Consider the following 21,940-nt stretch of genomic DNA (forward strand, 5'->3'; position numbering starts at 1 on the left):
CATGCGCTACTACATGGCCCCCATGGAGGGGGTGACCGGCTGGGTCTACCGCAATGCCTTCCACCGGCATTTCACCGGCCCGGACAAGTACTATATGCCCTTCCTCTCCCCCAGGGCGGAGCACCATTTTTCCAAAAAGGAGCTTCAGGACGTGCTGCCCGAGCACAACGAGGGGCTCAGCGCCGTCCCCCAGCTCATGACCCGCTCCGCGGAGGATTTCGTCTGGGCGGCGGGCGAGCTGGGGCGGATGGGCTACCGGGAGGTGAACCTCAACCTGGGCTGTCCCTCGGGCACGGTGGTCGCCAAGGGGAAGGGCTCCGGCCTGCTGGCCAGTCCGGAGGAGCTGGACGCCTTTCTGGACGGAATTTACTCCGCGCCTCTGGACGTCTCCGTCACGGTGAAGACCCGCCTGGGGCTCCGGGCGCCGGAGGAGTTTGAGGCCCTGCTGGAGGTCTTTGGCAAATACCCCATCCCGGAGCTCACAGTCCACCCCAGGGTCCAGAAGGACTTTTACAAAAACCGCGCGAGGCCGGAGTGGTTTGCGCGGGCCTGGGAGGTATCCTCCGCCCCCCTTTGCTACAACGGCGACCTGGTGAGCCTGGCGGACTGCCGGGCGGCTGCCGCCCGCTTTCCCGGAATTGAGGCGCTGATGCTGGGCCGGGGGCTGATTGCCAATCCCGGCCTTATCTCCCGGCTCAGGGGCGGGCCGGGGACGGACAGGGACGCCCTGCGCGGGTTCCACGACGAGCTCTACCAGGGCTACTGCGAGACCTTCCGCAGCCGCCGCAACGCCGTCATGCGGATGAAGGAGGTCTGGTTCTACCTCATCCACCTGTTCCGCGACAGCGAAAGGCACGCCAAGAAGCTGCGCAAGGCCGCCGACCCGGCGGAGTACGAGGCCCGGGCCGCGGCCATCTTTCGGGATTTGGAGCTGCTGGAGGACCCCACGCTTTTTCAGACGGATACCGGATGGTAAACGGCAATATGATGCGTCCGCGCCCATGGGCGCGGACGCATTTATGCTTGTCAGGAAAGCTCCGAGGGGCTTCCCTGACAGAGGGCTGCATGGCGGATGCTTATTTGATTCCGCCGCCCGCGGGCGGCGGCTCTGCGGGGCTTTCTCCGGGGAGGGCTTTTTGGCAGCCTGGATGCATCCGCACTTGCATTTTCCCGGAATCCGTATTATGATATTTTTACTAAAAATATGGAGCGGATGCACTATGGCAACCCTGAAGGAACTGGCCGCCCGGACGGGCTACTCCCCCGCCACCATCTCCCGCATCCTCACAGGAGACCCGGATCTGGCCGTCTCGGAGGAGACCCGCCGCCGGGTGCTGGAGGCCGCCGGCGACCTGAACTACGCCGCCACCAAGAGCCGCCGGGGCCGGGCACCCAAGCGGCTGCTGCGCCTGGGCATCGCCGAGATGCTCACCCCCGCCGAGCAGCTGGACGACCCCTACTACCTCTACCTGCGCAACTTTCTGGAGCAGGCCTGCCTGGATCAGAAGCTCTCCCCCATGCCCCTGCGGCGGCACGGAGCGCTCTTCCTCCCGCCGGAGGACGGCGGCGTGGACGCGGTGGCGGCCATCGGCATCTTCACCCCCGCCCAGATCCAGAGCCTGCGCACGGTGAGCGGCAATCTGGTCTTTCTGGACTCCTCCCCGGACGAGGCACACTGCGACTCCGTGGTGCTCAATTACGCGCTGGGCATCTCCCAGGCGCTGGAGTACCTGCTGGGCCTGGGCCACACCCGCGTGGGCTTCATCGGCCCCACCATGAAGCTGGACGACTGGAAGCAGCCCGCGCCCGAGGAGCGCTGCCGCATCTTCCGCGCCTACATGGCGGAGCGGGGCCTCTTCGACCCCGCCCTCCTCATCGACGGCCCCATGGACGCCCGGCAGACGGCCCAGGCCCTGGAAGCCTTCCTCGCCTCCGGCCGCCCCCGGCCCACCGCCCTGCTGGCCGCCAACGAGGAAAATGCCCTGGGCGCGGTGCGCGCCCTCTCCCGCGCGGGGCTCTGCGTCCCGGGGGACATCTCCCTGGTCTCCTTCAACGACACCCCCCTCTCCGAGCTGGCGGAGCCGCCCCTCACGTCGGTCTCCACCCATGTGCGGGAGATGGCCCGCACCGCCGTGCGCCTGCTCTGCGAGCGCGCGTCCCTGGGGGACAGGCCCCCGGTGCGCACCCTGCCGCAGAAGGTGGTCGTCCCCCCCACGCTGGTGGTGCGGGAGAGCACCGCGCCGCCAAGGGCAAGAGAGGGGTGAGCGGGAAGGGGCGCGGCTCCCGCCCTTCATTTCAATCCCCTTCTCCCCGCCAAATGCACAAGGTAACGACGCTTTTTTTGTGGGGATTCACAAAGTTTTCCGACTGTGGAAATAGCCGTTGAATTTTTAGTAAAAATTAAATATACTGTAGCCAAGAAAATGGATTGGAGTGACTTCCATGCTCACCTGCCAAACGCTCACGCAGCAGCTTTTGTCCGGCGCTCACGACGCCCGCCTGGAGCGGGTCTACTGCTGCCGGGACGCCGCCGCCCTTGACAGCGTCCGCGCCCGGGCCGTCCGGGCCGTGGACCGGTTCCGGGAGCTCTTCGCCGCCGGGGAGGCCCCCGCCGCCCTCTTCAGCGGTCCGGGGCGCACCGAGATCGGCGGCAACCACACCGACCACCAGCACGGCCGTGTGCTGTGCGCCAGCGTCAATATGGATATGCTCGCCTGCGCCGCCCCCAACGGCACCGGGCTGGTGCGCGTCCACTCCGAGGGCTACCCCACCCTGACGGTGGACCTCGCCTCCCTGGTCCCCCACCCCGAAGAGCGCGACACCTCCGCCGCCCTGGTCCGGGGCGTGGCGGCGCGGATGGCCGACCTGGGCTTCTCCCCCCGGGGGTTCGACGCCTACGTCTGCTCCTCCGTCCCCGCCGGGTCGGGCCTCTCCTCCTCCGCCGCCTACGAGGTGCTGGTGGGGACCATTTTCAATTCCTTTTTCTGCGGTGGTGCCCTCTCCCCGGTGCAGATTGCCCAGATCGGCCAGTACGCCGAGAACGTCTATTTCGGCAAGCCCTGCGGCCTGATGGACCAGATGGCCTCCGCCGTGGGCGGCACCGTGGCCATCGACTTCCGGGACCCCCAAGCCCCCGCGGTGCGGAAGATTCCATACGACTTCGCCCGCTCCGGCCATACCCTTTGCATCATCGACTCGGGCGCGGACCACGCCGACCTCACAAGCGAGTACGCCGCCATCACCAGCGAGATGGGGGCGGTGGCCGCCCACCTCGGCAAGGCCGTCCTGCGGGACGTGGCGGAGGGCGATTTCCGCGCCGCCGTCCCCGCCCTGCGCGGGGCGCTGGGGGACCGGGCGGTGCTCCGGGCCATCCACTTCTACGCCGACGACCGCCGGGCCGGGGAGGAGGCCCGGGCGCTGGAGGCGGACGACTTCGGCCGCTTCCTGGCCCTGGTGCGGGAGTCGGGCCGCTCCTCCAGCCTCTGTCTGCAAAACACCTTTGCCGCCTCCAACCCCCGTCAGCAGGCCATCCCCCTGGCCCTGTGCCGGGCGGAGGAGCTGCTGGGCGGCGCGGGGGCCGTCCGGGTCCACGGCGGCGGCTTCGCCGGGACCATCCAGGCCTTCGTACCCAACGGGCTGCTGGAGCCCTTCCTCACCGGGATGGAGGAGCTGCTGGGCAGGGATATGTGCCACATTCTCGCCATCCGCCCGGAGGGCGGGTGTCTGCTGGCGGGAGAAGTATAAAGGAGGTTTTCTTATGGCGATTCTGGTATTGGGGGGAGCCGGCTACATCGGCTCCCACACGGTATACGAGCTCATCGACGCGGGGCGGGACGTGGTGGTGGCCGACAATCTGCAGACCGGCTTCCGCGCCGCCGTCCACCCCAAGGCCCGGTTCTACGAGCTGGACATCCGCGACCGCCCGGCCCTGGACGCCCTCTTTGAGCGGGAGTCCATCGAGGGGGTCATCCACTTCGCCGCCTCCTCCCAGGTGGGCGAGAGCATGACCGACCCCCTGAAGTACTACGACAACAACCTCTGCGGCACCATGGTCCTTCTCCAGTCCATGGTGGCCCACCAGGTCGGTAAAATCGTCTTCTCCTCCACCGCCGCCACCTACGGCGAGCGGTCGCAGATGCCCATTCTGGAGAGCGACCGGACCGAGCCCACCAACTGCTACGGGGAGACCAAGCTCTCCATGGAGCGGATGATGGGCTGGGTCTCCCGGGCCCACGGCCTGCGGTACGTGGCCCTGCGCTACTTCAACGCCTGCGGCGCCCACCCCTCGGGCAGCATCGGCGAGGCCCACGACCCGGAGACCCATCTGGTGCCCGTCATCCTCCAGGTCCCCAACGGCCGGCGCGCCGCCGTCTCGGTCTTCGGCGGCGACTACCCCACCAAGGACGGCACCTGCGTGCGGGACTACATCCACGTCACCGACCTGGCCCAGGCCCACATCCTGGCGCTGGACTATCTGCTCCGGGGCGGTGAGAACAATGTCTTCAATCTGGGCAACGGTGTGGGCTTCACGGTGAGGGAGGTCATTGAGTGCGCCCGCGCCGTCACCGGCCACCCCATCCCCGCCGAGCTCTCACCCCGCCGGGCAGGTGACCCGGCCCAGCTGGTGGCCTCGTCGGAGAAGGCCAAAGCAGTCCTGGGCTGGAGGCCCAGATACAACGACCTGGAGACCATCGTGGCCTCCGCCTGGAACTGGCATAAAAATCACCCCAACGGCTATCAGGAGGGCTAACCATGAAGGACATCAACACCGCCGTCGCCCAGCTCGCGGCCTACGCCGAGCGCACCGGCCTCATCGAGCCCTGCGAGAGAACCTGGGCCGTAAACACGCTGCTGGAGGGCCTGGGCCTTAGCTCCTACGCGCCCCCGGAGGGACCCGTGTCCGGGGACGCGGACCTGAACGAGCTTCTCAACGCCCTGATGGACGACGCCCACGCCCGGGGCGTGCTCCCGGAGGACTCCATCGCCTACCGGGACCTCTTCGACACCGCCCTCATGGGCCGCCTCACCCCCCGGCCCGCCCAGGTGGCGGAGAGGTTCCGCGCACTCTACGCCCAGAGCCCCGAGGCGGCCACCGACTGGTACTACAAGTTCAGCCAGGACACCAACTATATCCGCCGCGACCGCATCGCCAGGGACATGAAGTGGGTCACCTCCACGCCCTACGGCGACCTGGACATCACCATCAACCTCTCCAAGCCGGAGAAGGACCCCAAGGCCATCGCCGCCGCCCGGAACCTGCCCGCCTCGGCCTACCCCCGCTGCCAGCTCTGCGCCGAGAACGAGGGTTACGCGGGCCGCCTGGACCACCCCGCCCGGGGGAACCACCGCATCGTGCCCATCACCATCAATTCCTCCCCCTGGTTCCTGCAGTACTCCCCCTATGTGTACTATAATGAGCACTGCATCTGCCTCAATGCCGAGCACACCCCCATGAAAATCGACCGGGCCTGCTTTGCAAAGCTATTAGACTTTACAGCCCAGTTCCCCCACTACTTCGTCGGCTCCAACGCCGATCTGCCCATCGTGGGCGGTTCCATCCTGGCCCACGACCACTTCCAGGGGGGGCGGTTCACCTTCGCCATGGAGAAGGCCCCCGTGGAGCGGGCGGTCTCCTTCCCCGGCTTTGAGGACGTGGAGGCTGGCATCGTCAAGTGGCCCATGTCGGTCATCCGCATCGCCTGCGCCGACCGGGCTCGGCTGGTGGAGCTGGCGGACAAAATCCTGACCTCCTGGCGGGGCTACACCGACGCGGACGCCTTCGTCTTCGCCGAGACGGTCGGCGAGCCCCACAACACCGTCACCCCCATCGCCCGGAAGCGCCGCGGCAGGTTCGAGCTGGATCTGGTGCTGCGCAACAACATCACCACCGCCGAGCACCCCATGGGCCTCTACCACCCCCACGCCGAGCTGCACCACATCAAGAAGGAGAACATCGGCCTCATCGAGGTGATGGGCCTGGCCGTCCTCCCCGCCCGGCTCAAGGACGAGCTGAGCGCCGTGGCGGACTGTCTGGCGGCGGGGGTTGACCTCCGGGCCGACGAGCGGACCGCCAAGCACGCAGACTGGGCGGAGGGCTTCCGTGTAAAGTATCCCTCCATTACAGCAGAAAACGCCATGGATATCGTAAAGGAGGAGACCGGCCTCGTGTTCGCCCAGGTGCTGGAGCACGCCGGGGTCTACCGCCGCAGCGAGGCCGGACAGGCCGCGTTCCTGAAATTTATAGGGCAGGTGAACTGACTTGACAGAGCTTACTTCCCGCCCCTTCGGGGCGACTGCAGAGGGGACTTTTGTGGAGTGCTGGACCCTCGATAACCATAACGGCATGACCGCCGAAATTCTGACCTACGGCGGCATCCTGCGCACTCTGACCGTCCCCTCCCCCACCGGCCCCCGGGACGTGGTGCTGGGCCTGGACACCGTGGCCGACTACGAGGCCAACCCCGGCCCCCATCTGGGCGCGCTGGTGGGCCGGGTGGCGGGCCGCATCAGCGGCGCGTCCTTCGCGCTCAACGGCAAGGAATATCACTTGACAGCCAACGCCCCCCACACCTGTCTCCACGGCGGGGCCAAGGGCTACGCCAAGCAGGTGTGGCAGGCCGAGGCCGTGGACGGCAAGCTGGTCCTGACCTACTTCAGCCCCGACGGCGAGGAGCATTTCCCCGGGAATCTGAAGGTAAGGGTCGTCTACGCCCTCACCGCCAACAATTCTCTCACCATCGAGTACTTCGCCGAGACTGACGGGTCGACCATCGTGAACCTCACCAACCACAGCTATTTCAATCTGGAGGGGCACGGCGCGGGCACGGTGGACGGCCATACCGCCCAGTTCTTCGCCGACTATATCACTGAGAACAACGCCGAGAAGGTCCCCACCGGGGTGCTCATCGGCGTGACGGGCACCCCCTTCGACCTCCGGGAGCCCAAGCTCCTGGGTCCCGGCCTCATAAGCGGCCATCCCCAGATCGCGGCGGCCCACGGGTACGACCATAACTTTGTCCTCAAGTCCCAGCTGGACGGCGTGTTCCAGACCGCCGCCGTCCTGGAGGCGGGGGGCGTGCGCATGGAGTGCGAGACCACCCAGCCCGGCGTGCAGTTCTATACCGCCAACTTCCTGGATGTGCCCCGGGGCAAGGACGGCGCGGCCTACGGCGTTCACTCCGGCCTCTGCCTGGAGACCCAGGGCTGGCCCGACGCCGTCCACCACCCGGACTTCCCCTCCCCCGTCCTCAAGCCCGGCGAGACGTACCACCACCTGACGGTGTACCGGTTTACAAGCGCGAAGTGACCTCCGGTGGCGGGGAAACGCCATTCAAAATCAAGATATACAGCGGGGACCCGCAGGCCTTTGGCCTGCGGGTCCCCGCTGTTTTTCGCCTATAGACGGAACAAGAGCCGAACGCCCGCTCCTGACGTTCGGCTCCCGCACCAAGGAAAGAGGATACAATGAAATGAAGAAAGCTGTCTCTTGCAAGTGTTATGATACAGGTAAGTTGTTACGGATTCACTCCTCAAATGTTACAAGGACTTTAAATCTTTTTGGACAGTCTGTAAAGCCCGGCGGGAGATGTTCAAATCCACCAGATTGTGCTATACTATGACAAAGTTTACCTTTTGGAGAGGGCGTGCGGGCCATGGAACTGCGCTATGCGAACACCCGGCGGGAGCAGGGGGACTACCTGCGCTTTCTTGAGTCGGTCTACCGGGGCGACCCCTGCTTCCGCAGCGCCAATTCCTACCTCCTCCGCCGGCTCTTCCGCGGCGCCTCCCCCTTCTGCGAGGACCGGGAGATTCTGCCCGCGATGGTGTATGACGGCGGGAGACCGGCGGCCCAGGCGGTGTTCATCGCCGCGGGGACGGAGTATCCCGCGCTGCAGCTCGCCTTCTTTGAGGCCCTGCCGGGGCAGGAGGCCGCGGTGGATCTGCTGCTTGCGGAGGGGCGCGCCCTCTGCCGGGCCAGGGGCCTGCACCGAATCACCGTGGGGCTCAACGGCCATGTGAACTACGGCCTGGGACTGCTGCTGGACGCTCCGGACGCCCCGCCGGTCTTCGGCTGCGGGTACAACCCCGGCTACTACGCGGACTACTTCGCCCGGCCGGGGCTGCGGGAGGTCCCCATGACCTCCTACCGCTGGAGCATGCCCGCCGCGGCCCTGGCGCGGTACGGTCCCTACTGCCGCCGCCTGGAGGGGAGATACACCCTGCGCACCGTGTCCGCCCGGACCCTGCGCCGGGACGCGGCCCTCTACGCGGACCTGTGCAACCGCTGCTTCGAGGGCCACCCCTTCTACTACCCCCGCCGGGCGGAGGAGGACTATGAGATGCTGAGGGAGCTGCTCCTCCTGGCCGGGCCGGAATTTCTGATACTAGCCTTCCAGGGGGACGCCCTCTGCGGCCTGGCGCTGTGGTACCCCGATTTCAACGAGCTGATTTCCCCCGGCGGCGGGATAGGCCCCGCCGCCCTGCTGCGCATCAAGCTCCTCCCCCGCAGGATAAGGCAGATGAAGCTGGCCCAGCTGGCCGTCCTGCCGGAGCACAGCCGCAGGGGCCTCCCCCTGCTCCTGCTGCGGGAGGTGAGCCGCCGGTGCGCCGGGCGGTTCACCGGCGGCGAATCCTCCTGGATACTGGACGGAAACAGCCTCTCCGCCGATCTCACAACGGCCCTGGGCGGCGCGCCGTACCGCCGCTACGCGGCCTGGGAAATGGATGTGGACTGATATGGAGGAGTGCAGGCATACCGTTCTGCCCGCCCCCACGCCGGAGCTTTTATCCGCCCTGCCGGGCATCGGCCCCCTGGGGGACCCCCGGCTCTGGGCGGGCGCGGCACGGGGCAGCGGCGTTGCCGTGGAGTGCCATCTGCTGGAGCGGGGCGGGGAGCGCGCCTTCTGCTCCGTCTACCCCCTGCGGCTCAATCTGCTGACCTACAGCCGGGCGCGCCTCTCGTGGCCGGTCCGGCTGTGCGCCCTCCCCTGCTCGGTCGGCGCGCCGGGGTACTGGGCCTCCTCCCCCGGGATGCGTGAGCTGCTCTTCCGCTACCTCGCCGCCCTCCCCGGCGGGCTGCTGGTGCTGAATACGGAGGAGTTTCAGGACACGCCCGGCTTCGTCCGGGGCCGCACCCTGCCCGCCTGCGTGCTGGATCTGCGCTGGGACAGCTTTGAGGCGTATATGGGCAGCCTCCGCGCCCCCTACCGCCGCAGGCTCCGGCTGGCGCGGGCGGCCCTGCCGGGGCTTGCGATCCGGGATTTGCCCCGGCGGGAGTTCACCCAGGGGCACTACGCCCTCTATGAGAATATCTACCGGCGGTCCGCCTTCCCCGTGGAGAAGCTGACCATCGACTTCTTCCGGGACCTGCCCGGCGAGCTGGTGGAGTTCTCCCTGGACGGAGAGTGCGTGGGCTTCGTCCAGCTCCTGGGCCGGGGGGACACCCTCTGGTTCTTCTTCTGCGGCATGGCGGACGGCCTGCCGTGGCGGGCGGACCTCTACTATCTGATGCTCTGCGAGATTGTCCGCCGGGGCATCGAGGGCGGCTACCGGACCGTCGACCTGGGCCAGACCACCGAGGAGACCAAGACCCGCTTCGGCGCCCGCATTGAGGAGCGGGGCTTCTATGCCCGCCACGCCAACCCCCTCGTGCACAGGCTGCTCGCCGCCGGAAAGGGGCTGCTGGAGTACCGGGACGTCCCCGCAGCGCACAGACCATTCAAATAGAGGAGGTCTCCATGAAAATTCTGCTTGTCCGCCCCAAATTCTTCTCCCTGGTCGCCAACCTGGAGCCCTTGGGGCTGGAATACCTGGGCGGGGCCCTCCGGGAGGAGGGCATCCCCTACGAGATATGGGACGAGTTTCAGGCCCCCTTCGCCCTCCGCTTCACCCGGCTGCGGCGGAAAATCCGCCGGGAGCGCTTTACCGCGGTGGGCTTCAGCGTGAACGCCAACACCGCCGACGAGGTGCGGGAGAAGGCCCGCGCCCTCAAGGCGGAGTTTCCCCGGCTCACCGTTCTGGTGGGCGGGCCGGAGGCGGAGGTCAACTACCGGGACTTCTGCACCGAGGGCGTGGACTTCGTCTGCTACGACTACGGCGTGGAGACCTTCCGCGCCATGTGCGCCTCCGGGTTTGACCCGGCGGCAGCAGCCGCCCTGCCCGGACTGGCCCGGCGGACGGGGGACGGCTGGGTGTGCAATCCCCCGGCGCCGCCCGTCTCCAACTTCACCGTCCAGCCCGACCGGGAGCCCATGCGCCGGAGCTGGAGGCGCAACTTCATCTTCGGCAAGGGGCCCCACGCCCTGGTGAAGGCCTCCTTCAGCTGTCCCTTCCGCTGCGCCTTCTGCTACTGCACCATGATGAACGGCGGGGTTTACACGCAGCGGCCCCTCAGCGACGTGCTGGCCGACATCGAGGCGCTGGAGGCGGAGCGCATCTGGCTGGTGGACGACGATTTTCTCCTGAACCGGGAACGGGTGGTGGAATTCTGCGATCTGGTGCTGAAAAGGGGCGTCCGAAAGCAGTTCATGGCCTACGCCCGGGCCGACTTCCCGGCGGAGCACCCGGACCTCCTCCCCCTGCTCTACCGGGCGGGCTTCCGGGACATTCTGGTGGGGCTGGAGGCCGCCGACGACGCCACCCTGGACGCCTACCACAAGGAGACGGGCAGGGCGGTCAACGAGGCGGCCATCCGCAATCTCCGGGCCGCGGGGCTGGTGTGCAACGGCCTTTTCGTGGTGAGCCACGCCGCCACCCGGGAGGATTTCCGCAATCTCCTGGACTTTATCCGCAAAAACAGGCTCCTATGGGTGGTCTTCGGCATCTTCACGCCCTACAAGGGGAGCGACGCCTATGAGGAATACCGGGACAGGCTGCTCACCCGCAAAGCCAAAAAGCTGGACGGCCTCCATGTGACCATCCGGCCCGAGCATATGTCCAAGCTCATGTTCTACCTGCGGGTCGTCCTGCTCCACGCCGCCACCTACCCCAAGCTCCTCTTCCGCATCCTCCGGGGCACCGCCTACGATACGGAGAAGGACGGGTGGTGGTGAGATGAACGTGCTGCTCCTCCGCCCCAGACCCCACAGGGAGACCATCGGACTGCAGAACGTGATGATCTGCGAGCCGCTGGAGCTGGAGTACCTGGCCGCCGCGCTCCTGGAGGCGGGACACCGGGTGGAGATCGTGGATCTGATTCTGGACCGCCGCCCCCTGGAGCGGATTACGGCGCAGTTCCAGCCCCGGCTGGTGGGCATCACAGGGTACGTCGCCCATGTGAACGTGGTGAAGGCCCTGGCGGCCCGGGTCAAGGCGCTGGTCCCGGGCGTATGGGTGGCGGTGGGCGGCGTCCACGCCGAGGTGGTTCCCCGGGACTGGGAGGACCCCGCCGTCGACTTCATCCTCACCGCCGGGGGCGGGCGTACCCTGACCGCCCTGGCCGACGCCCTGGAGCAGGGCTGCGCGCCCCCGGCGGAGGGCGTCTGGAACCCGGAAGACCCCGTCCGGCGGCCCAACGCCCCGGATCTCTCCGCCCCCCTCCCCTGGCGGGAGGGCGTGGCGCGCTACCGCAGGCGCTATTACTACATGTTCCACCGGGACTGCGCCCTGGTGAAGACCTCCTACGGCTGCCCCTACGAGTGCTCCTTCTGCTTCTGCCGGCAGGTGACCGGATACGCCGCCCGGCCTGTGGCGGACGTGCTGGACGAGCTGGAGACCATCCCCCAGAAGGAAATCTATCTGGTGGACGACGATTTTCTCTTCAACGAGGCCCGGCTGGCCGCCTTCTGCGGCGCTCTGGAGGCGCGGGGCATCCGCAAGCGGTACCTGGTCTACGGCCGGGCCGACTTCATAGCCGCCCACGAGAGCCTCATCGACCGGCTGCGGAGAAACGGACTGAGGGCGGTGATCATCGGCCTGGAGTCCGCCGACGACCGGGAGCTGGACCGCTATCAGAAGCACTCCACCGCCCAGACCAACGAGGACGCGGTGCGCATTCTGCAAAGGTGCGGCGTGGAGTGTTACGGAGCCTTCGTCCTGGGCCCGGACTGGGGGAAGGACGAGTTTCGCGCCCTGGCCCGGTGGATAAAGCGCCTGGGCATCACCTTCGTCAATCTGCAGCCCCTGACGCCCCTGAAGGGCACGCCGGAGTTCGGGGCCTGGCGGGACAGGCTCATCGTCCCGGCGGAGGAATTTGAAAAGTGGGACATGGCCCATCTGGTGGTGCGGCCGGGAAAGCTCAGCGTGCGGCAGTACTATTGGCAGATGACCCTGCTCTACTGGAAGACCATGGCCAACCCCGCCCGGGCCTGGGGCATGGCGAGGCGTTACGGCTTTTTAGAGACCCTGAAGCTCTCCCTGGGGGCCATGAGGGTCAACTGGCAGTACATCAAAAAGATAGTCAGGGGGAAATGAACATGAAACTGCTCCTCATCCAGTCCACCCCCTACGACCTGGAGCGCAGGCCGGTGAAGAAAAAGCGGCTCTACTTCGTGGGGCTGGCCTTCCCCATTCTGGCGGCTCTGACGCCGGCGGACTGGGAGGTGGAGGTCTGCCTGGAGACCATTGAGGACATCCCCTGGGATACCGACGCGGACCTCGTGGGCATCAGCAGCATGGGCCACGCCGTCATCCGCTCCATCGATATCGCGGCGGAGTTTCGCCGCCGGGGGAAAACGGTGGTGATGGGCGGGTACATGACCAGCCTCATGCCCGGGGAGGCCGCCAAGCACTGCGACAGCGTCATCGTGGGGGACGGCGAGACGGTCTGGGCGGAGATGCTCTCAGACTTCGCGCGGGGAGAGCTGAAGCCCCGGTACGAGAGGCCGGTGGAAGCCCTCACCTGGCCCCTGCCCCGGTACGAGCTGCTGCTCGGCAAGAAAATCGGCAGCTTTCTCCCGGTCCAGGCGGGCCGGGGCTGCCCCCACAGCTGCTCCTTCTGCTCGGTCTACTGCCTGTACCATAACCGCTACCTCCAGCGGCCGCTGGAGGAGGTGGTCCGGGACATCAGGCGTGTCAGGGAGCTGGGCTTTCGCCGCTTCCTCCTCCTGGACGACAACATCTGCGCCAACCCCGGCTATATGTCCGCCCTCTGCGACGAGATTAAGAAGCTCGGCATGACCTGGTTCTCCCAGTGCTCCATCAACATCGCCAGGCAGCCGGAGCTTCTCAGAAAGGCCGCGGAGAGCGGGTGCATCGCCCTCTCCTTCGGGCTGGAGAGTATCTCCAGGGAGAGCCTGGAGGCCATGGACAAGGGCTGGGAGGACCCGGGGGAATACCGGCGGCTGCTCGGCATCATCGCCGACGCGGGGATCGACATCTCCACCGAGATGGTGGTGGGGGCCGACGGGGACACCCTGGAGTCCATCGCCGCCACCGCCGCCTTCATCGAGGAGAGCGGCGCGGTGGTCCCCCGGTTTTACATTCTCACCCCCATCCCGGGCACCCTGTTCCACAAGCAGATGGAGGAGCAGGGGCGGATTTGGAACCACGATATGTACTCCTACAACGCCGCCGAGGCCGTCCACATCCCCAGGCATATGACCCCGGAGGAGCTGACCAAGGCCTACTGGGATCTCTACGAGGCGGTTTTTGCCTACAAGAGCATCTTTAAACGCACGGTGCTGCACCGCCGCTTCTGGCGCAGGCCCTTCATGTACCTCTTCTACCTGGGGGTGAACCTCTTTTACAGGGGGCAGATCAAACGGCGGATTACGCCGAATATTATTTGACGCCGGCAAAGAAGGGGCATTTGGCTCAGCCAAATGCCCCTTCTTTGCGATTATCGGGCCGTTTCGCTCTCAAGGTATTCCTCCAGGCAGAGGCCCTGCGTATAAATCTCCCGGGCCGCGGCCTGTCCCACGTAGCGGTAGTGCCAGGGCTCGTAGATGATGCCGGTGGTTTCGCTCTTCCCGCCGGGGTAGCGGAGGATGAAGCCGTACTCCCAGCTGTGGTCCATCAGCCACTTCTGGACGGCGGTCTCCTCCTGGCTCTCGTTCAGGTTCTGGTTATTGAGGTCCACAATATCCACCGCAAGGCCCAGCTGGTGCTCGCTGGTGCCGGGCACAGCCACGGCCTTGGCGGCCTCGGTCTCCGCCTCCGCCCGCGCATACCCCAGGGCGAGGAGCTTGTCCACCTGGTTATTGTAGAGCCGCTCCTGCCTGTCCGTCGAGCGGTAGGCGGAGCAGATCACCGGCGAGAGGCCCGCCGCCCGGCAGTCGTCCATCATCTCCTGGAGGGCGGGATAGCAGCGCTCGTCCACGAAGAGGCCGTTTTTCAGCTTCACCAGGGTCGCCTCGTACCCTTCGGGGAGGGGGTTCCAGGGGTTGACCAGAAGCAGCCGCCAGTCGTCGGCGGCGGGCTTGTCCGCCGCCGGATCGGACGCCGGGGGAGAAACGGCGTCCGGGGACACGGGCTGCGCCTCCTCCTGTACCACAAGCGTATCAATGCCGCCGGACGGCCATTCGGCCACCCAGCGGGCCCCCATGAGCAGCAGTCCCACCGCCACCGCCCCGGCCACCGCCAGCCGTGTACCTACGGTCCGCCGCCTGCGCCGCCGCGCGCGTACCATGCCGTTTCCGTCTCTGCGTCCCATATGAAAAATCACCCTTCTTTCTGTTGATGACAACAGGATAGAGGGGTGATTCCTCATGCCGGCAACGCTCCGGCATCCAAACGGCATCAGAGGTTGAAATAAATCCATTCGCCCCGCAGGCGCAGGGCGGCCGACCGCCCGGAGGCCTCGCCCTCCGCCGCTTTAAAGAAGGTAAGGAGATAATCGCCGGACCCCTCCCCGTGGGCCTCCAGCGCGGCACTCACCTCATCCACGGGGTAATTGGTGCGGCAGTACTCCGCCACGGCCATGACGGACTCCTGGTACGGGCTTTTCACAAAGCTCACCGTGGGGACCCCCACCCGGATCTGGAGGGCCACCATCAGGCCGCTGCCGTCGTCCAGCCAGAGGGTTTCCCGGACGCCTGCGTCATCCGTCCACACGCAGCGCCAGTAGACGGCGCAGAGGCCCGGGTCCTCCCGGCTGGTGATGAGTACCGGCGTGACTGCGGGGACGGTATAGACCATCCCCAGGGCCGACAGCTTGACCATCGTATCGGTGGCGGCGGCCCGGACCTCCTCCGCCGTCATCCGGCGGCCCCCGGCCAGCTCCACCTGGGACTGCCCCAGGTCGAAGAACGCCAGGGCCTCAAGGACGTCCATGTCCTGGGTCAGTACCAGCGAGACCTGGACGTCCTCCCGCTGGGAGATCTCCCCCAGCAGCCGCCGGTCCAGGGCCAGCGCGGTGATGCGCGGCAGGGCCGCGCCCACGCACAGAAGCAGGAGCGTGAGGAGGATGGGTATCAGCTTAGCAGCCCGCTTCATGCCGCGCCCCCTCTCAGCTCCGCCGTTACGGTGGTCCCCTGCCCCGGCGCGCTCTCAAAGCGGAGGGCTCCGCCGTGGAGCGCCGCGATCTCCCGGCACAGGGCCAGGCCCAGCCCCGCGCCCCCCTGCTCCCGGGAGCGGGATTTGTCCACCCGGTAAAAGGCGTCGGTCAGGTGCTCCAGGGCCTGGGGCGGAATACCCCGCCCGCTGTCCCGCACGGTAATGCGGCAGCCGCCGGGCAGCATTTCGGAGCGGACGCGGATCTCGCCCCCCCGGCCGTCCATGGCCTTGAGGGCGTTGTCCCAGAGGTTGACCAGCAGAGACTTGACGAGGTCCGGCTCCATGAGGCAGACCCCCTCGGCGCAGATGCAGGTGAGCGCCACCCCCTGCCGCGCGTAAATCGGCCCCAGATGGGCGGCCAGGCCCCGGATCAGGGCGGCGGGCCGGACCGGGACGAGGGACGCCCCGCCCCGCCTCAGCACCAGCAGGTCCATCAGCTTCTGGGAGAGGTTCTCCAGCCGCTTGCCCTCGGCCACGATATAGTTTGCGGCCTCGGCCTGCTCCTGGGGGCTCAGGGTCTGGCCCCGGAGCAGATCGGCATAGCCGATGATGGAGGTCATGGGGGTCTTCATCTCGTGGGCAAAGCTGCCCAAAAAACGCTCCTGCCGTTCCACCGCCTCCTCCAGCTGGGAGATGGTGCCCTCCAGCGCTTCGGCCATGGTGTTGAAATCCCGGGCGACGAGGCCAATCTCGTCCTCAGAGCGGACCCGCACCCGGCTGGAGAGCCGCCCGGAGGCCAGAGCCCGGGACGCCCCGGAGAGGCTCACCAGGGGCTTTGTGAGCACATGGGAGATGCTGTACGAGAGCAGGGCGCACAGGCCGGCGGTCAGAAGGAAGACCCACAGGTAGGTCTGCTGCTGCATCCGGCGGGTCTCGAAGAGGGACGAGATGTCCCGGGCCAGGTCCAGGCGGAGCGTCTCTCCCCCCGCCTCCAGGGCGCCGGTCAGGGCCAGGGCGTACCCGCCGCCGTCCGTGGGCACATAGCGCATCACGCACCGGCCGGGCTGCACGGGCTGCGGGGAAACGGCCAGCGCGGCGGGGCCGAACGCATAGACGCTCTCCCCGCCGGCGGAGAGGCGCAGGGCCGTCCAGGCCCCCCCGTTCCGGCCCGAGAGCTGCTCCAGCGTGGAGGAGATATCGGCGTAATCGGACTGGCCGGCGGCGCTGTTGACGATGCGCAGGGTGCCCACCACCATCTGGTAGGCGTTGTACGCCGCCTGCTGCTCCCGCTCCAGCGTGTTCTGAAACGAGATGGAGATGAGCAGGCTGCCCCCCACGCCGAACAGAACCGACAGCAGCCCCAGCATACAGAGGGTCATCTTCAGGCGAAACTTCATCCTATACCTCCAGGCGGTAGCCCACCTTGTTCACCGCCTGGAGCTGCTTCTCCCAGCCCACCTTTTTCCGCAGGCGCTGCACGTGCAGGTCCACCGTCTTGCTGCCGAACTGGTACTCCTCGCCCCAGACCCGCTCGTAGATGGTCTCCCGGAACAGGGCCCGGCGGGGGTTCCGGGCGAAGAGGAGCAGCAGGTCGTACTCCTTTTTGGTCAGGGCAATCTCCGCGCCGTCCCGGCGCACCTGCATGGCGCAGGGGTCAATCTCCAGGCCGCCCACCCGGAGCACCGCCTCGTTCTTCCGCCAGCGGCGCAGCACCACGTCCACCCGGGCCAGCAGCTCCACAATTTCAAAGGGCTTGACGATATAGTCCTCAGCCCCGGCCCGGAGGCCCCGCACCCGGTCGTTCACCGCGTTTTTCGCCGTGATGAAGATGACCGGCATCTCCATGGGGCGGATGTACTCCATCAGCTCAAAGCCGTCGATCTCGGGGAGCATCACGTCCAGCAGGACGAGGTCATAGCGGCCCCGCTCCAGCAGATCGGCGGCCTCCGCCCCGTCAAAGGCGCAGGTACAGGCGTAGCCCTCCTTGGTCAGGCTGAGGCGAAGCAGATTGGAGATGGGCTTCTCGTCCTCCACAATCAGGATTCTTATCATGCTATCCCTCCTTACCGCCGCCCAGCATACATCGTTCCGGCATCAAAACGGCAACGGTTCTGAGGTATTGTACCGGATTTCGGCCCGCGCCGCAACTGCGCGGGCCGATGAAATGTAAGAGGTGTCATGACAAAAAGAAAACCGCCCCGGAACGGGGCGGCGGGCGGGTCATCTGCGGCGGGGCGGGCGGCAGCCGCGGCACCCGAAGGGCGGGCGCACCACGGGCGGGAGCACCGTGGGCGGAAATACCGCCGGTATCAGCTCAATTCTCTGGGCGCTGATCTGCGGCGGAATGCTGTTGGTCATCACGCCGTTATACCAGATACGTACCAGGTCGCCGGGCTGAAACCGGTTGGCGGCGGGCGTATGGACCACCACTCTCTGCCGGGTCTCCCGGTCCAGTACCAGCAGACGCCCCCACTGCACGTCGAGCACGGCTGCATGCATTATCATGTCGGGCACCTCCAATCACTACAACACAGGATATGTCGGGAGAGGGCGGCGTGTGACGAATCCCGTCAGACGCCGCCGGAGGCGTGCAGAAAGACCGCCTGAGAGGGCCGCGGCCCTCTCAGGCGGTCTTTCATGATTTTTCCCCGTGCCCGGCGCTCATGCTGTGCCGGAAGTGCTCGCCAATCTGCATAAGCTCCCCGTAGGTGGAGATCTCCACGCCGGAGCGGTTGATATAGCTCTTCACCGCCGGCGGCAGAGAGGAGAAGTACCGCTCCATGGCCGGTTCCCTGTATTTCAAATTCATCACCCCGCTTAGTATGCCGCGAAACGACGGCCAGGGAGATGGTGGATGCTGGCAGCGGCGGCGTCAGCGGTTCAGGAGCCAGACGCCGAAGTTGAGATAGGCCGCAAAGACCGACCACGCCAGATACGGAACCTGAAGCCAGGCGGCGGGCCTGTCGATTTTATAATAGGCCCGGATCATAAGCCCGACGGCGGCGGCCAGGGCGAGCAGCCACACAAAGGCGAAGAGGCGCAGCCCCAGAGCGAAGAACCACACGCTCCACAGGAGATGGCGAGCTGAAGGCCGTAGAGCGCAAGCGCCGCGCCGCGCCCCCTCCCGCGGGTCAGCCAGACCCGCGCCGCCCCGGCGCCCATGAGAATATACAAAATGCCCCAGACCACGGGAAAGGCCGCGGAGGGCGGCGTCAGCGGCGGCTTGGCGAGCCGCTCGTAGGCGGGCAGCCCTCTCATGACGGCAATGGCCGACAGTCCGCCGGCCGCAAGGGATATCAGGATAAACACAAGGTAGGGCATATATTTTTTCCATCTCATACTTTATCACCCGTGGATAGTATGCCTGCCGGGAGGCGAAGTATGAACCCGAAGGTCCGCAAATCCTCCGCGTTCATTCGGCCCGGGCGGATGAGATGCAGGGCGCGGAACAAAAAAAGGGGGCCGCCCACGAAATCAACGTCTTTCGGTAAAGCGTTTTCCCGTTCATCTGTCATTCAGAACTGGGCCGCGCAGCGGCGGACCGAAGGGAACCGCGCGGCCAACGAAAGCGCGGCCCCACAGCCTGGCGCGCCCCGGGGCGGTCTCTCTTGCCCCTGCGGGACAATTCACCTCCCAGAATCCCTTTTCATAGGAGTAGCAGCCCCTGAATTTCCCTCTGAATCCTTTGGTCAGAGGTTTTTTGTCAAACGGAGGCGGCCCAGCGCGGCTGCGCCTTCCTATCCATCTGATTGGACGCTTTCGGCGATCTCGTCATTGCCGACGACTACAATGTCGTCGCTGTCAAACTCACATTCCGCCAGCCCGGGGTTGATTCCCTTGTCCACCCGGTTGTATTTATTGTCCAAAGCGGTCAGGCATTCGTTTTTCCAGCTGATGCGGCCGCAGTAATCCGAAAACTTTTTAACAATGCTCGGCCCCAGCCTGTCGCTGTAGACGTCTGGCATCCGCAAAAGGAGCTGCGCCATATTCAGCAGCGCAGCATCCGATATTCCCTCACCGCTGGCCGAATGGTATTTTATTATCATATCCACGTACGTATGAACGGAATATGCAAAATAGCGGTAGGACGCCTTTTCAATCAGCTCCTCAATCTGCTTTTTTCCTATGTCAAAATAATACTGCGCATGCTGCGGCTCATTGTAAACGCCCCATACCCCCCAGGTCATATAATTTTTGGCCTGCGCATGCTTTACATGGTAAGAGGTATTATTGCGAATCGCCGCCGCCTCGGAAAACGCATTGTTCGCCTCTTCAAAATGTTCCATGTCCCGGTGCAGGATACCCCGCTGCACCCAATAATAGCTTAGATGCTTACACACCTTCTCAATCTGCAAAAACAGGTTGAGCATCATGGAATCGTCGAGCTGCAATTGTTTGCGCAGGCTTTTAATCTTAAGCAGCTTTTGGAATATTTCGTTTTGAACCGTCTCCTCCTGCTCGCTGAGGTTCCGGGCGAGGAAGCGCACGGCAAAGTTGATCCAGGACAAAAGCTCGTCCCGGTCCAGCTGCGTTTGCACCGACGCCCACAGAAGCCGGGAGCACCGTATGGAAATCCGGTCGTCCTGCAGGCGGATTAGGTCGGCGTAGTCCAGCGCGAATGTGTGCATGTCCACCTCCAGCCCGCAGCCGGAGAGAATATTGGAAAAAAGCGCTGCGGAAATCTCTGATATGTCCAGAGCGCCAAACGTGCTGAGGATGAGAAAGGCCGTCTTGTTTTGGGACGCCTGCATGCGCTCAATCATGTCGGAAAAATAGCTGACAAACTGGCGCCCCTCCTGCGCCGTATAAAGCACGTCAATCAGGTCGTTCAGCTTCCGGATATAGTCGATGCACTCCTTCCGCGTGTTCCCGTAAAGCCGCAGTTTGTTCAGGTGATTTGTCTCCTCCAGCTTGTCGTAGATATTGGCCGCCTGGCGCCCGTCTTTTGTCTTTTCGGAAATATAGACCTCTTCCAGGCTCTCGTAGGAATCCAATAAATATTTCTTTGAATTGTGGTCCTGCAGACTGCCCGTACAGATAAAGATCAGGCTGCTGACGTTAGGCGGGCATTTATTGAGGATATCCTTTACACGATTGTAGTAGTACGACATCCTCTCCGCCAGAATCGCCACCTTTGCCCCCTCGGGGAGGACCTCCAGATATTCGATAATCCGCTCCTGGTATGCGGTCGCGTTCATGGAATAGGGGAGGTTGAAGACGGAAAACTCATAGTCAAGCCGCATCAAATCCACGCCAAGCCGAATGGCCGCGCATGTTTTCCCCACATACGCCTCGCCATAAATCGCCACCAGATGATGCTTCCCTTTGGACGCGAGGGCCTTGGCCCTCCCGTCCACCTGCGGCCTTATGATATCAATATTCTTGATGAAGTCGTACGGCCGCGGCGGCGCCCCCATGTATAATTCGCTCATGTATTGATTGAGCTTGTTCTCATCCGCCGGGACCTGCTCGTCATAGAAAACCATTCCATAATCGCGCATTTTCCGCCGCGCCTCGCCCACCGCTGCAATGCGGTCTTTGATCGTGGTCAAGAATTTCTGCGCCGTCCAGGGGATAAAGTGCATGTTCCGCTTTTCCTCAATTTTGCGCACAAGCTTCCGATTGTTGATCTTGGGCGAGACAAAGAAATAATGGGGCGGCTGGACAATTTCAACCATGGAATTGAGCTGCTGGATGATAAGCTGCAGGTCCTCCTCCTGAAATTCCGTCCCCAGAAAGACGACGTCATTGGTCAGGGAGAGATATCCGAACGTGTTCAGCGCCCAGCTGGGGATCGCTTCATAGTTTCTGTATTCGGCGGAGTCAAAGACGAAGCCCAAATCCGGTCTGTTTACAGAGCCGTGCAGCTTGTACAGCTCCAGCGAAGTCCCGTTGTGCAGCGTGGAGCATTGCTTGACATGGACAAGAGGGCGCTGCTTCGCCGGCACGTTTGAATAAATGGCCTCGACCAGATCGTCAATATTCAGTGTAAAAATATGCCGCCACGGGTAGTCCAGCAGGAACATATGAAAATCGCCGCTTAAGCAGCGGCAGCCCGAAAAGCGCTTTTGCAGGAAGCGGTCCCTCTGCTCCACTAGGTGTTCCATCTCAATGTTGTCGCAGGTTTTCTTCAAATCGGAGCGTTCGGCCCAGTAATCCTCCAAATCCTCCTTCTTAACCGTCTTGCTTTTGGCCAAGACTTCGTCAAACAGTTCTCCGGCCAACTCGCTGCCGGCCGGCAGCGGTTTGCCGTCCTGGCTCTGGATACCCTTGGAAAAGCCGGCGCCCAAAACAAGGATTGGCGTGCGGATCGACATTCTATCAATCAAAAGCTGTTCATCGCCGACAAGATACATCAGAATTTCCTCCATATGTATATTTGAATACACGAATGTGTCAAATATACATATTATACGACAGGGCAAATCATGTTGCAATCGAAATTTGGCGATTTTTCTCAAAAGGCGGAAATCAATTCACTGGTTATTTGTGCGTTATTCCGGCAGTACAAGGAAAGCTCTGCTCCCAAAAACAGAAAGCCCTTGCAATCACTAGCTTTTCTAGCAAT

At 64.7% G+C, this 21,940-nt stretch carries 18 protein-coding genes and 1 pseudogene; 11 read left to right on the forward strand and 8 right to left on the reverse strand.

Features of this window, described 5'->3' with window-relative positions; translation table 11 throughout:
• Position 1 precedes the first annotated feature (1 nt).
• From H8S62_RS03110 to H8S62_RS03160, 11 genes are all read left to right on the forward strand, one after another.
• The gene (locus tag H8S62_RS03110) at positions 2-976 is read left to right on the forward strand and encodes a tRNA dihydrouridine synthase (RefSeq protein WP_186918429.1); all 975 of its coding nucleotides are present in this window, start codon (positions 2-4) and stop codon (positions 974-976) included.
• Positions 977-1,220: 244 nt separating this feature from the next.
• The gene (locus H8S62_RS03115; RefSeq protein ID WP_155149450.1) at positions 1,221-2,264 is read left to right on the forward strand and encodes a LacI family DNA-binding transcriptional regulator; all 1,044 of its coding nucleotides are present in this window, start codon (positions 1,221-1,223) and stop codon (positions 2,262-2,264) included.
• A 178-nt stretch (positions 2,265-2,442) separates the two neighbouring features.
• Positions 2,443-3,744 carry a galactokinase gene (locus H8S62_RS03120; RefSeq protein WP_155149448.1) on the forward strand — a complete coding sequence of 434 codons (1,302 nt, stop codon included), beginning with the start codon at positions 2,443-2,445 and terminating at the stop codon, positions 3,742-3,744.
• A 13-nt stretch (positions 3,745-3,757) separates the two neighbouring features.
• The gene (galE, locus tag H8S62_RS03125; RefSeq protein WP_155149446.1) at positions 3,758-4,750 is read left to right on the forward strand and encodes a UDP-glucose 4-epimerase GalE; all 993 of its coding nucleotides are present in this window, start codon (positions 3,758-3,760) and stop codon (positions 4,748-4,750) included.
• 2 nt (positions 4,751-4,752) lie between these two features.
• Positions 4,753-6,258 carry a UDP-glucose--hexose-1-phosphate uridylyltransferase gene (locus H8S62_RS03130; RefSeq protein ID WP_155149444.1) on the forward strand — a complete coding sequence of 502 codons (1,506 nt, stop codon included), beginning with the start codon at positions 4,753-4,755 and terminating at the stop codon, positions 6,256-6,258.
• Between the two features lies 1 nt (position 6,259).
• The gene (locus tag H8S62_RS03135; RefSeq protein ID WP_186918430.1) at positions 6,260-7,306 is read left to right on the forward strand and encodes an aldose epimerase family protein; all 1,047 of its coding nucleotides are present in this window, start codon (positions 6,260-6,262) and stop codon (positions 7,304-7,306) included.
• Between the two features lie 346 nt (positions 7,307-7,652).
• Positions 7,653-8,735: a hypothetical protein gene (locus H8S62_RS03140; RefSeq protein WP_186918431.1), complete on the forward strand. Its 1,083-nt coding sequence runs from the start codon at positions 7,653-7,655 to the stop codon at positions 8,733-8,735.
• Position 8,736: 1 nt separating this feature from the next.
• On the forward strand, positions 8,737-9,726 hold the full coding sequence (locus H8S62_RS03145; protein WP_173023460.1) for a GNAT family N-acetyltransferase: 990 nt from the start codon (positions 8,737-8,739) through the stop codon (positions 9,724-9,726).
• Positions 9,727-9,737: 11 nt separating this feature from the next.
• Positions 9,738-11,051, forward strand: a complete 1,314-nt coding sequence (locus H8S62_RS03150; protein ID WP_155149436.1) for a B12-binding domain-containing radical SAM protein — start codon at positions 9,738-9,740, stop codon at positions 11,049-11,051.
• Between the two features lies 1 nt (position 11,052).
• Positions 11,053-12,411: a B12-binding domain-containing radical SAM protein gene (locus H8S62_RS03155; protein WP_155149434.1), complete on the forward strand. Its 1,359-nt coding sequence runs from the start codon at positions 11,053-11,055 to the stop codon at positions 12,409-12,411.
• A gap of 2 nt (positions 12,412-12,413) precedes the next feature.
• On the forward strand, positions 12,414-13,727 hold the full coding sequence (locus H8S62_RS03160) for a B12-binding domain-containing radical SAM protein (protein WP_186918432.1): 1,314 nt from the start codon (positions 12,414-12,416) through the stop codon (positions 13,725-13,727).
• 50 nt (positions 13,728-13,777) lie between these two features.
• Here the strand turns inward: H8S62_RS03160 and H8S62_RS03165 are convergent, their stop codons facing one another.
• The 8 genes and pseudogenes from H8S62_RS03165 to H8S62_RS03200 all read right to left on the reverse strand — a co-directional run bounded on the left by H8S62_RS03165 (position 13,778) and on the right by H8S62_RS03200 (position 21,728).
• The gene (locus tag H8S62_RS03165; protein WP_243255290.1) at positions 13,778-14,590 is read right to left on the reverse strand and encodes a M15 family metallopeptidase; all 813 of its coding nucleotides are present in this window, start codon (positions 14,588-14,590) and stop codon (positions 13,778-13,780) included.
• A gap of 86 nt (positions 14,591-14,676) precedes the next feature.
• Entirely contained in the window at positions 14,677-15,372 is a 696-nt protein-coding gene (locus tag H8S62_RS03170; protein WP_186918433.1) for a hypothetical protein, read from the reverse strand.
• Positions 15,369-16,769, reverse strand: a complete 1,401-nt coding sequence (locus H8S62_RS03175) for a sensor histidine kinase (protein WP_155149429.1) — start codon at positions 16,767-16,769, stop codon at positions 15,369-15,371. The genes H8S62_RS03170 and H8S62_RS03175 overlap by 4 nt, the downstream gene beginning before the upstream one ends.
• A 1-nt stretch (position 16,770) precedes the next feature.
• Positions 16,771-17,424 (reverse strand): response regulator transcription factor, encoded by a 654-nt coding sequence (locus tag H8S62_RS03180; protein ID WP_155149427.1) that lies wholly within the window; start codon positions 17,422-17,424, stop codon positions 16,771-16,773.
• A gap of 168 nt (positions 17,425-17,592) precedes the next feature.
• Complete coding sequence (locus tag H8S62_RS03185) at positions 17,593-17,877, reverse strand: DUF3221 domain-containing protein (protein WP_186918434.1); 285 nt, start codon at positions 17,875-17,877, stop codon at positions 17,593-17,595.
• A 130-nt stretch (positions 17,878-18,007) separates the two neighbouring features.
• Positions 18,008-18,175, reverse strand: a complete 168-nt coding sequence (locus H8S62_RS03190) for a hypothetical protein (protein WP_155149423.1) — start codon at positions 18,173-18,175, stop codon at positions 18,008-18,010.
• Positions 18,176-18,244: 69 nt separating this feature from the next.
• Positions 18,245-18,711, reverse strand: a pseudogene (locus tag H8S62_RS18465) (TspO/MBR family protein).
• 398 nt (positions 18,712-19,109) lie between these two features.
• On the reverse strand, positions 19,110-21,728 hold the full coding sequence (locus H8S62_RS03200; RefSeq protein ID WP_186918435.1) for an SIR2 family protein: 2,619 nt from the start codon (positions 21,726-21,728) through the stop codon (positions 19,110-19,112).
• Positions 21,729-21,940: the final 212 nt, after the last annotated feature.

It is taken from the genome of Lawsonibacter faecis (genome assembly GCF_014287675.1).
GTDB classification, from domain to species: Bacteria; Bacillota; Clostridia; order Oscillospirales; family Oscillospiraceae; genus Pseudoflavonifractor; species Pseudoflavonifractor faecis.